The organism is Micromonospora sp. WMMD812 (assembly GCF_027497215.1).
Lineage (GTDB): Bacteria > Actinomycetota > Actinomycetes > Mycobacteriales > Micromonosporaceae > Micromonospora.
Window position 1 is genome coordinate 4,986,120 of the sequence record NZ_CP114904.1, and the last position, 14,812, is coordinate 5,000,931.

Annotated in this window: 13 protein-coding genes; 8 read left to right on the forward strand and 5 right to left on the reverse strand. The window is 74.3% G+C overall.

Annotation, left to right across the window (positions count from 1 at the left end):
- Positions 1–55: 55 nt before the first annotated feature.
- Positions 56–562: an inorganic diphosphatase gene (locus O7603_RS23025; RefSeq protein ID WP_281571862.1), complete on the reverse strand. Its 507-nt coding sequence runs from the start codon at positions 560–562 to the stop codon at positions 56–58.
- Positions 563–1,160: 598 nt separating this feature from the next.
- Here O7603_RS23025 and dacB point away from each other — a divergent pair.
- The 3 genes from dacB (at position 1,161) to tilS (ending at position 4,876) form a co-directional block, all read left to right on the forward strand.
- Entirely contained in the window at positions 1,161–2,645 is a 1,485-nt protein-coding gene (gene dacB / locus O7603_RS23030) for a D-alanyl-D-alanine carboxypeptidase/D-alanyl-D-alanine-endopeptidase (protein WP_348651085.1), read from the forward strand.
- A 160-nt stretch (positions 2,646–2,805) separates the two neighbouring features.
- The gene (locus O7603_RS23035; protein ID WP_281571864.1) at positions 2,806–3,873 is read left to right on the forward strand and encodes a zinc-dependent metalloprotease; all 1,068 of its coding nucleotides are present in this window, start codon (positions 2,806–2,808) and stop codon (positions 3,871–3,873) included.
- Positions 3,874–3,883: 10 nt separating this feature from the next.
- Positions 3,884–4,876 (forward strand): tRNA lysidine(34) synthetase TilS, encoded by a 993-nt coding sequence (tilS, locus tag O7603_RS23040; protein WP_281571865.1) that lies wholly within the window; start codon positions 3,884–3,886, stop codon positions 4,874–4,876.
- 89 nt (positions 4,877–4,965) lie between these two features.
- Here the strand turns inward: tilS and O7603_RS23045 are convergent, their stop codons facing one another.
- A complete protein-coding gene (locus O7603_RS23045) occupies positions 4,966–5,937 on the reverse strand; it encodes a helix-turn-helix domain-containing protein (RefSeq protein WP_281571866.1) in 972 nt (323 codons plus the stop codon).
- A 140-nt stretch (positions 5,938–6,077) separates the two neighbouring features.
- On the opposite strand from O7603_RS23045, the gene O7603_RS23050 reads away from it, so the two are divergent.
- The 4 genes from O7603_RS23050 to folE all read left to right on the forward strand — a co-directional run bounded on the left by O7603_RS23050 (position 6,078) and on the right by folE (position 10,057).
- Positions 6,078–6,227: a hypothetical protein gene (locus tag O7603_RS23050; RefSeq protein WP_281576920.1), complete on the forward strand. Its 150-nt coding sequence runs from the start codon at positions 6,078–6,080 to the stop codon at positions 6,225–6,227.
- Positions 6,228–6,328: 101 nt separating this feature from the next.
- Positions 6,329–6,904: a hypoxanthine phosphoribosyltransferase gene (gene hpt / locus O7603_RS23055; RefSeq protein ID WP_281571867.1), complete on the forward strand. Its 576-nt coding sequence runs from the start codon at positions 6,329–6,331 to the stop codon at positions 6,902–6,904.
- 436 nt (positions 6,905–7,340) lie between these two features.
- Positions 7,341–9,356, forward strand: coding sequence for an ATP-dependent zinc metalloprotease FtsH (ftsH, locus tag O7603_RS23060; protein WP_281571868.1), 2,016 nt, complete (start codon positions 7,341–7,343; stop codon positions 9,354–9,356).
- Positions 9,357–9,391: 35 nt separating this feature from the next.
- Complete coding sequence (gene folE / locus O7603_RS23065; RefSeq protein WP_281576776.1) at positions 9,392–10,057, forward strand: GTP cyclohydrolase I FolE; 666 nt, start codon at positions 9,392–9,394, stop codon at positions 10,055–10,057.
- Between the two features lie 9 nt (positions 10,058–10,066).
- On the opposite strand, the gene O7603_RS23070 is transcribed toward folE, so the two are convergent.
- Positions 10,067–10,837, reverse strand: a complete 771-nt coding sequence (locus tag O7603_RS23070; protein ID WP_281571869.1) for a hypothetical protein — start codon at positions 10,835–10,837, stop codon at positions 10,067–10,069.
- The gene (locus O7603_RS23075; protein ID WP_281571870.1) at positions 10,834–13,401 is read right to left on the reverse strand and encodes an FtsK/SpoIIIE domain-containing protein; all 2,568 of its coding nucleotides are present in this window, start codon (positions 13,399–13,401) and stop codon (positions 10,834–10,836) included. Before O7603_RS23075 ends, O7603_RS23070 begins: the two co-directional genes overlap by 4 nt.
- A 237-nt stretch (positions 13,402–13,638) precedes the next feature.
- Between O7603_RS23075 and O7603_RS23080 the strand changes: the two genes are divergently transcribed.
- Positions 13,639–14,193, forward strand: a complete 555-nt coding sequence (locus tag O7603_RS23080) for a hypothetical protein (RefSeq protein ID WP_281576777.1) — start codon at positions 13,639–13,641, stop codon at positions 14,191–14,193.
- A 4-nt stretch (positions 14,194–14,197) separates the two neighbouring features.
- Here O7603_RS23080 and O7603_RS23085 read toward each other — a convergent pair whose 3' ends face one another.
- Positions 14,198–14,800, reverse strand: coding sequence for a hypothetical protein (locus O7603_RS23085; RefSeq protein ID WP_281571871.1), 603 nt, complete (start codon positions 14,798–14,800; stop codon positions 14,198–14,200).
- Between the last annotated feature and the right edge of the window lie 12 nt (positions 14,801–14,812).

Below are 14,812 nucleotides of genomic sequence, written 5' to 3' on the forward strand. Positions count from 1 at the left end.
CCGGGGGCTGCTCGGCTGAGCGGCCCCCGGGCCCGTCGCGATGTCTCTGGCGGGCTCAGTGCGCGGCGTCGCCGCGCTCCTCGGCCTCCTCGGCGCGCCGGTAGGACGCCCGGATCTCGGCCTCGGCCTCGGTACGCCCCACCCAGGTGGCGCCCTCGACCGACTTGCCCGGCTCCAGGTCCTTGTACACCTCGAAGAAGTGCTGGATTTCCAGCCGGTCGAACTCGCCGAGGTGGTGGATGTCGCGCAGGTGCTCCTGGCGCGGGTCCTCGTAGGGGACGCAGAGGACCTTGTCGTCCCCACCCTTCTCGTCCGTCATCCGGAACATGCCGATGGTGCGGCACCGGATCAGGCAGCCCGGGAAGGTCGGCTCCGGGACCAGCACCAGCGCGTCCAGCGGATCGCCGTCCTCGCCGAGGGTGCCCTCGATGAAGCCGTAGTCCGCCGGGTACTGGGTGGACGTGAAGAGGGTGCGGTCAAGCCGGATGCGCCCGGTCTTGTGGTCGACCTCGTACTTGTTGCGGTGACCCTTGGGGATCTCAACCGTGACGTCGAAATCCATCTGCACGCTCCCTCGTCTGCCCACGCTGGCCAACGGAACTAGCGGCCGCCGCCCGGACAGGTGAAAGCCACCCGCCGGCTCCGGCCGCCGCATAGTGTTCGGACCGAAGTAGTGTCACCCAAGCCGGTTTCCACTGGGGGAGGAGGGGGTCGTGGGGAGGGAAGATTCACACTACCGCCCGGAGTCGGGGTCTGGACGCGGTACCGGACGATCTGGTTCCGGCGGTGCGACCGGGCGCGTACCGGTGCCCGACGCCCAGCCGCCCCGCGCCACCGGCCCGACCCCCGGCCCCACCCCACCGCCGGCCTGGCAGCCGCCGCACGACCCCCGCGCGACCGGTCCGGACCGGGGCCGCTTCCCGACCCTCGGCCCCGATCGGCCGATGACGCCGCCGACCTTCCCCGCGGCGTACCCCTCCGGCCCGGCCCCGACCTCCGGGATCCCGACCAGCCCCGCGCCCGCCGGTCCACGCCCGGCCCACGAACCGGCCGACCCGGGCTACGCCCCGGCGGGGGCGGGCGCGCCGCGCACCGCCGGCCGGGCTCAGGTGAGCCCGGCCGGAGCCGGCCCGACCGCGGGACCCTCCGGCGGCGGCCCGGTGAGCGCACCGCCCGGCGCCCCGGATCCGGCCGCCCCGCCGCCCCGGCGCCGGCGTCGGCTGCCGGTGGTGCTCGCCGTGGTCCTCCTGCTCGTGCTCGCCGGCGTCGGTGTGGTGGTGGTGCGTCCCGGCCCGGTCGCCGGCTGGCTCGACCCGGGGGCGGAGTCTCCGCAGGCGACCACGGGACCACCCGACCCGGCGCCGTCGGCAGTGCTGGCCGACGCCGACCCGAACGCCCCGCTGCCCACCGCCGACGGGATACGCGCCGCGCTCGATCCGCTGGTCCGGGCCGCCGCCCTCGGCGACCGGGTGAACGTGTCGGTGGCGGACGTGTCCACCGGGGAGTCGCTCTTCGCCAAGGGCGCCGACGACGGCACCGTCCCCGCCTCGGTGACCAAGCTGGTCACCGGGGTCACCGTGCTGGCCGCGCGGGGGCCGGCGTACCGGATCCCCACCCGGGCGGTGGCCGGCGCGAACCCCGGCGAGGTGGTGATCGTGGGCGGTGGCGACCCCACCCTGGCGGTCGACAAGAACGGCTTCTACCCGGGCGCCGCCCGCCTGGACGACCTGGCTGCCCAGGTCAAGCAGGCTCTCGGCGGGACCGCCCCGACCAAGGTGATCGTCGACTCCTCGCTCTACTCCGGCCCGGTCCACGAACCCGGCTGGGACGACGACATCCCGACCGGCGGCTACGGCGGGGCGATCACCGCCCTGATGACCGACGGCGCGCGCGGCGACGTCTCGCAGGCCAAGAAGGACCACGAGGACGGCAACCACGCCGCCGACCGGGTGTCGCAGCCCGACCTCACCGCCGGCCGCGCGTTCGCCCGGCTGCTCGGTCTGCCGAACTCGGCGGTCAGCCGGGGCAAGGCGCCCGCCGGCGGGGCCGGCGCGGCGGCCGGCGCCCCCGGCAGCGAGCTGGGCAAGGTCGAGTCCCTGCCGATGGTCCGGCTGGTCGACATGATGATCACCGACAGCGACAACATCATCGCCGAGGCGATGGCCCGCCAGGTGGCGCTGGCGAAGAACAAGCCGGCCTCGTTCGTCGGGGCCGCCGCGGCGATGGACGCCGTGGCCGGCGAGCTGGGCCTGCCCGCCGACGAGTTGGCCCTCGCCGACGGCAGCGGCCTGTCGCGCACCGACCGGATCAGCCCGTCGCTGCTCACCGACCTGATCGCGCTCGCCGGCAGCGGCAGCCACCCTGAGTTGGCCGCCATCTTCGGCGGCCTGCCGGTCGGTGGCTGGTCCGGCACCCTGAACGAGCGTTACGAGGCGGCGGCGACCAAGGCCGGCGCCGGTGTGGTCCGGGCCAAGACCGGCACGCTCACCGGCGTGCACGCCATCGCCGGGCTGGTGACGACCGCCGACGGGCGGCTGCTCACCTTCGCCGTGCTCACCGACCGCGCGCCGGCGGACGGGCAGACCGCCGCCCGGGGCGCGCTGGACCGGATCGCCGCCACCCTGGCGCGCTGCGGCTGCCGCTGACCGGCACGGCCGCCGTGCTGGGCGTCGTCGGGGCGCGCTGTGCCGCCGTGGATCTGCGGCCGGTGCCCTGACGGAGCCCGGTCGCGTGCCCGCGGCGATCGGCGTCGATCGGTCGCCGCGAGCCCGGGTCGGGCTGTTCCGGCGCGGGTACGGTGGGTGCATGGCGCAGTTCGTGGACTGGGATCTGGCCGCCGCGACCGCGGGGGCGTTGGGTAAGTCGGGCCCGCGGGTGACCTACTCCGAGGCCACCGACGTGGTCAGCGACCTGCGGCGGCTCACCGAAGAGGCGGCCGGGCACGTGGCCGACTACACCGGTCTGCGGCCGCAGGTCACCCACCCGCCGGTGCGGGTGGTCGATCGGCGTGACTGGGCCGCCACCAACATCGCCGGGCTGCGCGAGGTGATCACCCCGCTGGTCGGCCGGCTCGCCGGCGACAAGCAGCCCGGGGCCATCACCGAGGCGATCGGGTCGCGGCTGACCGGTGTGCAGGCCGGCACCGTGCTCGCGTACCTGTCCGGCCGGGTGCTCGGCCAGTACGAGGTGTTCTCCGCCGACCCCGGGCAGTTGCTGCTGGTCGCGCCGAACATCGTCGAGGTGGAGCGGAAGCTGGGCGCCGACCCGCGCGACTTCCGGCTCTGGGTCTGCCTGCACGAGGTGACCCACCGGACCCAGTTCACCGCGGTGCCGTGGATGCGGGCGTACTTCCTCAGCGAGGTGCAGGCCTTCGTCGACGCCTCGTCCGGCGGCGAGCACCTGCTGGAGCGGCTGCGCCGGGGCGTCGCCACGCTGTCCGACGCGATCCGCGACCCGGAGAGCCGCACCAGCGTCCTGGACCTCGTCCAGACGCCGGCCCAGCGGGCCGTGCTGGACCGGCTCACCGCGCTGATGACGCTGCTGGAGGGGCACGCCGAGTTCGTGATGGACGGCGTCGGCCCGCAGGTCATCCCGAGCGTCGAGCGGATCCGGGCGGCCTTCAACCGGCGGCGCGAGGCCGGGAACCCGCTGGAGAAGGCGATCCGCCGGCTGCTCGGCGTGGACGTCAAGATGCGCCAGTACGCCGAGGGCCGCAAGTTCGTACACGGCGTCGTGGAGCGGGTGGGCATGGAGGGCTTCAACAAGATCTTCGGCTCGCCGCTGACCCTGCCCCGGCTCGAGGAGCTCGGCGACCCGGACGCCTGGGTCGCCCGGGTGCACGGGCCGGTCGGCCCGGTCCAGGCCGCCGGCTGACCGCACTCCGGTGGCCGCACTCGCCCCGCCGGTGGCCGCCGTCCGGCTGGCGGTCCGTCGCGCGCTGACCGGCCTGGCCGGAGACGGCCCGGTGCTGGTCGGCTGCTCGGGCGGCGCCGACTCGCTCGCCCTGGCCGCCGCCACCGCCTTCGTCGCCCCGCGACTCGGCCGGCGGGCCGGCCTGGTGACAGTCGACCACGGACTCCAGGCGGGTTCCGCCGAGCGGGCCGCCGCGGTGGCGGCCTGGGCCGGCGAGATCGGCCTGACGCCGGTCGAGTCGGTGCGGGTCGAGGTGGCCGGGCGGCCCGGCGGTCCGGAGGCGGCTGCCCGGGACGCGCGCTACCAGGCGCTCGCGGCGGCGGCCGGGCGGCACCGGGCGGCGGCGCTGCTCACCGGGCACACCCGCGACGACCAGGCCGAGACGGTGCTGCTCGCGCTGGCCCGGGGCGCCGGGCCGCGCGGGCTGGCCGGGATGCCCGCCCGGCGGGACCTGGCCGGGGTGCCGCTGCTGCGGCCACTGTTGGCGGTGACCCGCGAGCAGACCCGGGCGGCGTGTGCCGCCCTCGGCCTCACCCCGTGGCAGGACCCGCACAACGCCGACCCGGCGTACGCCCGTGCCCGCGTCCGCGCCGAGGTGCTGCCCGCGCTGGTCGACGCGCTCGGGGCGGGGGTGCTGGACGGGCTGGCGCGCACCGCCCGGCTGGTCGCCGCGGACGCCGCCGCCCTCGACGACCTGGCCGACGCGGCGCTCGCGACGGCCCGGCACCCCGACGGCGGGCTCGCCGTGCCCGAGCTGGCCGCCCTCGCCCCGGCGGTCCGCGGCCGGGTGCTGCACTCCTGGGCGCGTGAGCTGGGCGCCCCGCCGGGCGCGCTGTCGCACCGGCACGTGGCGGCGCTGGAGGCGCTGGTCACCGGCTGGCGGGGCCAGGGGGCCGCGTACCTTCCCGGCGGCCTTCGGGTGCTCCGCCGCGCCGACCGGCTGCTCCTGGCCGACCCGCGCTGACCGTCCGCCGCGGGTCGCCGGTGGGAGACCGGGCCGACGGTTGGTCGCGTACCGGGCCCGCGTCGGGGTCGGCGGTGACCGGGCGGCTGCTATACCGGCGAGCCCGCCGTCTGGTCCCGGTCGCGGAAGGTCGTCCGGTAGCTGTGCGGTGTGGCGCCGACCCGCCGGGTGAAGTGGTGCCGCAGCGCGGCGGCGTCGCCGAAGCCGGCCTGGTCGGCGACCGCCTCCACGCTCAGTCGGGTCTCCTCCAGCAGCCGGCGGGCCAGCAGCACCCGCTGGTTGGTCATCCAGTCGTGCGGGGTGGTGCCGGTCTCGGCGCGGAACCGGCGGGCGAAGGTACGCGGCGCCATCCCGGCCCGGGCGGCCAACTCGTCCACGGTGACCGGGCGGTCCAGGTGCCCCATCAGCCACTCCAGCACCGGCTCCAGGGTCGGCGCCTCCGGTGCCTTCGGGATGGGCGCCTCGACGTACTGGGACTGGCCGCCGTCCCGGTGTGGCGGGACCACCATCCGACGGGCCAGCCGGGTGGCGGTCGCCGAGCCGTGCTCCCGGCGTACGAGGTGCAGGCAGGCGTCGATGCCGGCGGCCGTGCCGGCGCTGGTGAGCAGCCGCCCGTCCGCCACGTAGAGGGAGTTGCACTGGACCCGGGCCTTCGGGTGGAGCGCCTGCAGCTCGTCCACGTACCGCCAGTGCGTCGTGCAGTCGCGGCCGTCGAGCAGCCCGGCGGCGCCGAGCAGGAAGGCGCCGGAGCAGACGCTGAGCAGGTGTGCCCCGCGAGCGTCGGCCCGGCGTAGCGCGTCCAGCACCGCGACGGGAGCGCTGCGCTGGCTGTGCGCGGGCACCGCGACCAGGTCGGCGTCTTCCAGCGGGGCGAGATCGGCGTGCGGGACCAGCTGGAAACCGGACGCCGTGCGCACCGGGGCCCCGTCCGGGCTGCACACGTGGAAGCGGTAGGTGGGGAAGCCGTCGGCCGACCGGTCGGTGCCGAAGACCTCGGCGAGCACGCCGAGCTCGAAGGCGGCGACCTGGTCCAGGGCGAGGACGGCGACGGACCGGAGCATGTGACGAGGGTAACCCGACCGGTGGCAGAAAATCGAGGCCCGATGGCATTCCTGCCACTGTCCGCTCGGGACGGAGCGGCGGAGACTGGGGTCAAGTCCGGTGCGCACCGGCGGCGAAAACAGACAGCAATCGTGCGAAAGTGAGCGCCGCCATGGAGTTCCTCGTCCTCGTCCTGTTCCTCGTCCTCCTCGCCGTGGCCTCGGCGACCGGCCTGACCGCCGACAGCCGTGACTCGGCCGACTGGAAGCCGACCGATGACGGTCGCCGGTGGCAGTCCCGTACCTGCTGATGCCGTTGGTCCAGTTTCGCCGAGAAAATCCCGGGCGGGACCGCGCCAAAAGGGGCGGCCCCGCCGACGGAGGCCGGTCGGCGTACGGCAGGCTAGGAGCCATGGCTGACGGCTCCTGGTACGACGCCGACATCGACCACGTGATCATCTCGGAAGCGCAGATCCGCGAGAAGACGGCGGAACTGGCCAAGCAGGTCTCGGCGGACTACGCCCACGTCGACGACGGACTCCTGCTGGTGTGCGTGCTCAAGGGCGCGGTGATGTTCATGGCCGACTTCGCCCGGGCGCTCGGGCGGCACGGGCCCGCCGCCGAACTGGAGTTCATGGCCGTCTCCTCCTACGGACAGGGCACCACCTCCTCGGGCGTGGTCCGCATCCTCAAGGACCTGGACCGCGACATCGCCGGCCGGCACGTCGTAGTCGTCGAGGACATCGTCGACTCCGGTCTCACCCTGTCCTGGCTGCTCCGCTACCTGGAGTCCCGCTCGGCGGCGAGCGTCGAGGTGGTCGCGCTCTTCCGCAAGCCGGACGCCGTCAAGGTCCAGGTCCCGGTGAAGTACGTCGGCTTCGACATCCCGACCGAGTTCGTCGTCGGCTACGGGCTGGACTTCGGCGAGCGGTACCGGGAGCTGCCCTACGTCGGCGTGCTCAAGCCCGAGGTCTACGCCCGCTCCTGAACCATCCTCGTATCGGCGTCTGTCAAGCCGACGTTCAGCGGACTCTCAGCTCTTCGGACTACCGTGGACGTCGGTGGCGCGGAGGCAGCTCCGCGCCCGGCCCCTCGACCGCGTGACCGGGTGTTCGGAGGCGGCCGGGCCGGACTCCCCGCCACGCCGGTCCCGCTCGGTCCGCCGCACGCGTCGGTGCGGGCTGGCGGGTCCCGTCCCACGGTACGCACCGTCGATGCCCGAGGTGCGCCGAGTGCGGGGCTCGCAAGCTCACTCCGTGCGCACACGGTGTACCGTCGAATGACCGCGGCGCGGCAGTTGTGGCGCTTCGGGGGTCGAGGCCGGCCCGCACGGCGGCTCCGGCTGCCGCCGCAGGCGGCAACACCATTCAGACGGTCAGGACGTCGATCAGGAGGATGCGAGCGCCCCGGCGCTCGACAACAGCATGGAACGTACGCGTTTCTTCCGCCGACCGGTGGTCTGGATCATCCTGGTCATCCTCGGCGCCGTTGTGCTCAGTCAGTTGTTCACCTCGGGTCCCAGTTACCACCGGGTGGACACTTCCGTTGCGCTTGACCAGCTTCACACCGCCAAGATCAATAAGGTCGTCTTCCAGGACAAGGAGCAGACGCTCCAGCTCGACCTGGCACAGAAGGCCAAGTTCGGCGACACCACGACCGACAAGATCCAGGCCCAGTTCCCGTACGAGGTGGGCAACCAGGTCTGGAACGAGGTCCTCGAGGCCAAGGCGGCCAACCGGGTCACCGGTCCCGCCGACACCAAGGTGTCGTCCGACAGCATCTGGGTGAGCCTGCTGGTCAACCTGCTCCCCATCGTGCTGCTCGTGCTCCTGCTGCTGTTCTTCATGTCGCAGATGCAGGGTGGCGGCTCCCGGGTGCTCAACTTCGGCAAGTCCAAGGCCAAGATGATCACCAAGGACACGCCGAAGACGACCTTCGCGGACGTCGCGGGCGCCGAGGAGGCGGTGGAGGAGCTCCACGAGATCAAGGACTTCCTCCAGAACCCGGCCAAATACCAGGCCCTGGGCGCCAAGATCCCGAAGGGCGTGCTGCTCTTCGGCCCGCCCGGTACCGGTAAGACGCTGCTGGCCCGCGCGGTCGCCGGCGAGGCCGGGGTTCCCTTCTACTCCATCTCCGGCTCCGACTTCGTCGAGATGTTCGTCGGTGTCGGCGCGAGCCGGGTCCGCGACCTGTTCGAGCAGGCCAAGGCGAACGCCCCGGCGATCGTCTTCGTCGACGAGATCGACGCCGTGGGTCGGCACCGTGGCGCCGGCATGGGCGGCGGCCACGACGAGCGGGAGCAGACCCTGAACCAGCTGCTCGTGGAGATGGACGGTTTCGACACCAAGGGCGGGGTCATCCTGATCGCCGCCACCAACCGGCCGGACATCCTCGACCCGGCGCTGCTGCGCCCGGGCCGGTTCGACCGGCAGATCCCGGTGGACGCCCCCGACATGGAGGGCCGCAAGGCCATCCTGCGGGTGCACGCCAAGGGCAAGCCGTTCACCCCCGACGTCGATCTCGACTCGGTGGCGCGGCGCACGCCGGGCTTCAGCGGTGCCGACCTGGCCAACGTGATCAACGAGGCCGCGTTGCTCACCGCCCGGAAGACCCAGCGGGCGATCTCCAACGACTCCCTCGAGGAGTCGATCGACCGGGTGATCGCCGGTCCGCAGCGCCGGACCCGGGTGATGAGCGACCAGGAGAAGAAGATCACCGCGTACCACGAGGGTGGACACGCGCTGGTCGCCTGGGCGTTGCCGCACGCCGCGCCGGTGCACAAGGTGACGATCCTGTCCCGTGGCCGCTCGCTGGGCCACACCCTGGTGCTGCCGACCGAGGACAAGTACACCCAGACCCGCGCCGAGATGATCGACACCCTGGCGTACGCGCTGGGCGGCCGGGCCGCGGAGGAGCTGGTCTTCCACGAGCCCACCACCGGTGCCGGCAACGACATCGAGAAGGCCACCCAGCTGGCCCGGGCGATGATCACGCAGTACGGCATGAGCTCCAAGCTCGGCGCGATCAAGTACGGCACCAGCGGGGACGAGCCGTTCCTGGGCCGCAACATGGGCCACGAGCGGGACTACTCCGACGCGGTGGCCGCCGAGATCGACGGCGAGATGCGGGCGCTGGTCGAGCTGGCCCACGACGAGGCCTGGGAGATCCTGGTGGAATACCGGGACGTCCTGGACAACATCGTGCTCGAGCTGATGGAGAAGGAGACCCTCTCCACGGCCGACATGGCCCGGATCTGCGCCCGGGTGGTCAAGCGTCCGCCGCTGGCGCCCTACAACGGGTTCGGCAAGCGTCAGCCCTCCACCGAGCCGCCGGTGCTCACTCCGGCGGAGAAGGAGGCGCTCAAGGCGCAGGCCCAGGCCGACGGCGCCCAGGCGGGGGTCGGCGGCACGTCGTCGAACAACTCGGACGGTACGCACTGACCACGGACCCGGCGGCCAGCTCCCACGACAGGGGGCTGGCCGCCTCCGCGACCGAGCCCGACGGCGACGACGCGCTCGACTACATCGCCGCCCGACTGATCAACGGCAAGCTCACCGGCGGCCCGGTCGAGGACACCGTCGACCTGGCCCGGATCGAGAAGGCCGTCCGCGAGATCCTGATCGCGGTCGGAGAGGACCCCGACCGCGACGGGCTGCGGCAGACCCCGGCCCGGGTTGCCCGGGCGTACGCCGAGCTCTTCGCCGGCCTGCGGGTCGACCCGGCCCAGGTGCTCAGCACCACCTTCGAGGCCAACCACCAGGAGCTGGTGCTCGTCCGCGACATCGACGTGATGAGCCTCTGCGAGCACCACCTGCTCCCGTTCCGGGGCAGCGCGCACATCGGCTACATCCCCGGCCCCGACGGGCGGATCACCGGGCTGTCCAAGCTGGCCCGACTGGTCGAGGTCTTCGCCCGCCGGCCCCAGGTCCAGGAGCGACTCACCTCGCAGATCGCGGACCTGCTGATGAGCAAGCTCTCGCCGAGCGGCGTGGTGGTCGTGCTGCAGTGCGAGCACATGTGCATGGCGATGCGCGGCATCCAGAAGTCGGGCGCCCAGACGATCACCTCGGCGGTACGCGGCACCCTGCAGAACGACGCGAAGTCGCGGGCCGAGGCGATGGCCCTGATCCTGCCCCGCTGACCGCGGCGGTCAGCCGGCCAGCAGGGCGAGCAGCAGACCGGCGGTGACCAGCACCGCCGGCACCAGGCAGACCAGCGCGCCGAAGCGGGAGGTGCGGTCCGGCCGCCCACCCGTGCGCGACCGGAACAGCCGGCCGACGCCGACCCAGCCGGCCACGAAGGCCACCGCCGGCATCGGCAGCCCGCAGATCAGCGCGGCGATGCTCGCCGGCCCCACGCCCGTGGCCGCGTACACCAGGACCTGGATCACCGGTACCACCAGCGCCAGCGGCCCGTACACCAGCAGGTTGCGCGGACGTGCGGCCCAGCTGGTCGGGCGGAGCGGGTGCCGCGCGACCAGCGCGGCGTCCGCGGCGTCGGCCCGGGCCCGGGCGGCACGCAGCGCGGCCAGCACGGTCGCCGGCCCGCCAGCCATCGACCGGGCTGCCTCGGTCAGTTCCGGCGGGGACGGCACCAGGGAGATCGGCGGCACACCGCGGTCGCGCAGCCGCGACTGCTGGTCGGCGAGTCGCGCGCGGACCTCGGTCAGCTCCTCCCGGGCCGCCTGCACCGAGCGCGCCTGCTCGCCGGCGGCCGACGCGGCCGCCCGGCGTACCCCGTCGAGCTGACGGGCGGCGGTCAGGTAGTCCTGCCAGGCGTCCTGGGCGGCGTCGGCCGCCGAAGCCGGGTGCCGGGCCGGCTCCGGGCTCTGGGCTGTCCGCTGTCTGCCCGGCCCCGCGGGCCCCGGCCGGTCGTCGCGGGTCGCCGTGCCTGCCTTCCGGGTACGCCCGTCTCGGCTCACGCCGACCCCTCCTCCTCGGCGAACGGCACCAGGACGAGGCCCTGCTCGTCCGGGCCGTCCCACAGCACTGCCCGGCCGGGCCGCGGCCGCCACTCCACCGGGCGGTGGAAGACCGCGGCGAGCTGGGCGCCTGGCACGTCCACCGCCGCGACGGCGGCGAGCTTGTCCACCGCGTCCTCCGGGCCGAGCAGGGCGGCGAACGGTGGCACCACCCGCCACCAGCCGAGCAGGTGCCGCCCGGCCGGCGGCCCCTCCTGGAGCAGCGTCCGGAGCCGCTCGACCGCCAGCTCCTGCGCACCGGCCCGGTCCAGGCCGAAGACCACCAGGTAGGTGAGGTCGTCGCCGTCTCCGACGTCGGTCAGGCCCGCGAGGTCGACCAGCGTCGCGGGGTGCCGGGCCGCCAGGTCGGCGGTCAACGCCTCGGCCAGCGACCGGCAGTCCGAGTCAGGCGCGGCGACCACGAACCGGGCGGTGCCCGGTGGGTGGTGCGCGGCGGTGCTCCGCGCCGCGGTGACCAGCAGCCGGGCCGCCGCCGGACCGGGACCCAGGACGGCCAGGTTGCGGCCCGCCGCAGGCCCGAGTGGTACGGCCGCCGTCGACCGCGCCACGTCCACCGCCCGGCCCAGCAGGGCGGCCGGCGCGTGTGCCTGCCCGGCCACCGCCGCGCGGTAGCGCGGATCGTTGCGCAGCAGCGGTCGGGCGTAACCGGCGAACACCACCGGCGGACCGGCATCCTCCGGCCGGGCCGACCAGAGTTCGTGCCGCAGCCGCTCCACCAGCTCCGGCTCGTCCTGCGGATCCGGGTAGCGGATCAGCCGCTCATGCCCGCGGACGGCGCCACGCGGACCACCGAGGCCGCCGGCGGTGTTCACCACCGCGCTGCCCAACGGCAGGCCGGCCGCCGAGTCGTTGGTCGGCTCCAGCACCGCGCTGCCGCCCGGCAGCGCCACCCGGACCGGGAACTGTCCGAGCAGCGAGTCCCGGTGCCCGCCGTCCGACCGGCCGGCCAACCCCAGCTCGCCGGCGCCGGCCAGCACCAGGTGCACGCCGTGCGCGCGACCGGATCGGGCCAGCGCCTCCAGCCGGACCGCGGTGTCGGCGGCGAGCCGGTCCCGCTCGGCGAAGAGCAGCGGCAGGTTGTCGACCACGCAGACGATCCGGGGCAGCGACCGGTGCTGCCGCAGCTCGGCGAAGCGCTGGCCGCCGGCCCGCCGCCCCGCCTCTTCACGCCGGCGAACCTCGGCCGCCAGCTGGTCGAACAGGTCCCGCACGTACTCGCGGTCGGCGGCCATCGCCGCGGCCCGCACCTGCGGGACCCAGGACCGGTCCCGCTCGGTCTGGAGAAACTCCACGAAGGACTCACCGGCACCGAGGTCCACCAGGTACAGGTGCAGCTCCTCCGGGCCGTACCGGGCGGCCAGGCCGAGCAGCGCGGTGGTGAGGAACGCCGCCCGTCCCCCGTCGGACCGACCGCTGACCAGCCAGTGCGGGGTCAGCTCGGTGAACCCGAGCGGCACCGGCCGGCCGCCGGCGTCGCCCGCCGTCGTGGTCAGCCCGTCGGCCGAGCCCGCCGACCACAGCTCGTCGCCGGTCGGTGGCAGCAGGTCCGCCAGCGCCAGTCGGGAACCCTCCTCGACCTGCGCCGCGAGCCGGCGACAGACCGTGCCCACCAACTCGACCGGCGGGTCGGCCTCGACGAGGACCGGAGAGTTCAGCCCCGCGGGCGGGTCCGCGCCCGGGCTGCCGAACGAGGCATCCGGCGGGTCGCCGAGCAGCGCGTACGCGTTGCGCATCGCGAGCGTGGTGGCCCGGGGCAGCGGGGGCCGGCCGCCGTACGGGCCAGGGCCCGCCCAGCCGGCGACCACCAGGTGCAGCCCGGCCGACGGGCCCTGCTCGGCCAACGCCTCGATCCGGGCCAGGTCGGTGAGACCGGTCGACTCGGGAAGCACGGCGACCACCAGCAGCAACGTCCGGTCGTGCCGGCGGCGGCCACTCGCCCCCGGGGCCACCCACTGCTCGGCCTCCGTCAGCACGGCCCGCAGCCCGGGCACGTCCACCGCCGGCGGCGGGAGGAGGCCGGCGTCGGCCAGCGCGGCGAACGGAGCGAGCGTCGTGCCCGTGGCGTCCACCGCGCGGACCAGCAGCGCGCCCGCCGGCGTCGCCCCCAGCGACCGCAACAGGACGGCCCGGAGCAGGCCCGCCACCCGCGGATCACGGGCGTCGGTGTCGATGCTGAGATGCCCGGAGCCGAGCAGCGGCACCAGGGCGGGGAAACGCGCGTCGTCCAGCGGCGCCGCGGTGCCGACCCGGACGAACGGCGGCGGACCCTCACCGGGCGCCGCGTCGGGGCCGAGCGTCTCCAGGGGAGCGCCGGACCAGCCCGGGGCGACCAACGCCGCCACCGTGCGCAGCCGGTCGGCCAGCTCGTACTGCCGACGCTGGTCGGCGGGGACCGGTCGGGTCTCGTCGAGGATGTCGGCCGCGGCCGCCGCGGTGGCGGCGGCGCGGCGGTGTAGTGCGGCGGCGCGGTTGGTGCGTGCCTTCGGACCGGCCACCGCGTCCACCCCCTCTGCCCGAGGCTGGCAACCCCTCCCCGAGCAGAGACGGTATCCCAGGTGAGGCCGCTTCCCGGGGAGGTGCGACGGCGGTGCGTGGATGTCGTGGGTGATCTCACCGGCTGGGAGCGGTCCGTCACGATCCGCGGCAACTGAGGCATTGGGTACGCGGCGTCTGACCGTTAGCCTCAGGAGGTGGAATCAGTGCAGCCCCCCGCCGGTTCCCAGGTCTCGCATGGGCAGCCCATCGCCCCGGGTGTCCCCGCACAGGTACCGGCGCAACGGCCCCCCTCCGAGCAGCTGCCACCGGCTCCGGTCGCGCCCGCGCCGGAGCGCCCACGCCGCCGGGTGCGCACCGTGCTCACCGTCGTCGCCGGGGTGCTCGCGTTGCTCTGCCTGGGCGGCGCCGTCACCGGCTACGTGCTGTACGACCGCGCCACCACCCCCGACCGCAGCACCCCCGACGTGGTGGTGGCCAGTTATATCCAAGCCTTCCTCAACGAACGCAACGACACGAAGGCGCAGCAGTTCATTTGCCACAACGGGGGTGATCTCGGTCCGGTGCGCAGCCTACGGCGCGAGTTGGAGGAGCGGGAGGCGAACTTTGGCGTTGTCGTTCGCGTCAGCTGGGGGCCGCTGTCGATAGCTCCGTCGGGCACCGGCCAGGCGGTAGCGACCACGCTCACCATCTCCGGCTCGGCCAACGGCGTCACCAGAAGCAGCCGCAGGGAGGACTGGGCCTTCGATGTCATCGAGGGCGACGAAGGCTGGCGAGTGTGCGGTGGTCGCAAGCTGGGATGAGAAGTTACTCGATCCAGAGTAGATGGACCGGCACTTCCAGTGTGGTGGGTGCCTGGCCGCGCCACGCCCACCGGTACCACTCCTCCTCGGGCGTGACCCGGACACAGATGTCACCTTCCGCGCCGGAGTAGGTCTCGGTGACTGCCCGGAGGTCGCGGCGCTCCGTCGAGCCCGTGACGTAGACGACCCGACGTCCGGTCACCGAGTCCGCGTCGATGACCGGGGTGGGCGCCCGGTGGCTGGGGCCGTCCAGCGACACCAGCCGAAGCCCGGAATCGCGGGAGGTGGAGCGGGAGTCGGGGCGCGACCCGACGGTCTCGACCCAGACCCGCTCCACGGGAATCAGCGGCGCGAAGACCTCGACCTGCTCGGCCTCCGCGCGGTACCACTCGTGCTCCGGAATCACCGGGACGTAGGTGCGGCTGCTCTGCACCACCCGGTCGTCGGCCCGCAGGTCACCGCGCCAGCCGAGACCGGGGAGCCCGACCCGCACCCGCCGCCCGCGCAGTTCGACCCGGCCGGTGGCCGGCACGATCTCGATCGGCCGGGGTGGCCGTGGCGCCCAGTCCGGATTGTCCGCGAACGGATCGGGCAACGGCTCGTTCATGGCAGCTCGTGC

What these genes read in the sequence shown, in the direction of transcription:
- O7603_RS23025 (WP_281571862.1), bottom strand. Translation starts at nt 562, where the DNA reads ATGGATTTCGACGTCACGGTTGAGATCCCCAAGGGTCACCGCAACAAG.
- O7603_RS23035 (WP_281571864.1), top strand. Translation starts at nt 2,806, where the DNA reads ATGGCGCAGTTCGTGGACTGGGATCTGGCCGCCGCGACCGCGGGGGCG.
- O7603_RS23045 (WP_281571866.1), bottom strand. Translation starts at nt 5,937, where the DNA reads ATGCTCCGGTCCGTCGCCGTCCTCGCCCTGGACCAGGTCGCCGCCTTC.
- hpt (WP_281571867.1), top strand. Translation starts at nt 6,329, where the DNA reads ATGGCTGACGGCTCCTGGTACGACGCCGACATCGACCACGTGATCATC.
- ftsH (WP_281571868.1), top strand. Translation starts at nt 7,341, where the DNA reads ATGGAACGTACGCGTTTCTTCCGCCGACCGGTGGTCTGGATCATCCTG.
- O7603_RS23085 (WP_281571871.1), bottom strand. Translation starts at nt 14,800, where the DNA reads ATGAACGAGCCGTTGCCCGATCCGTTCGCGGACAATCCGGACTGGGCG.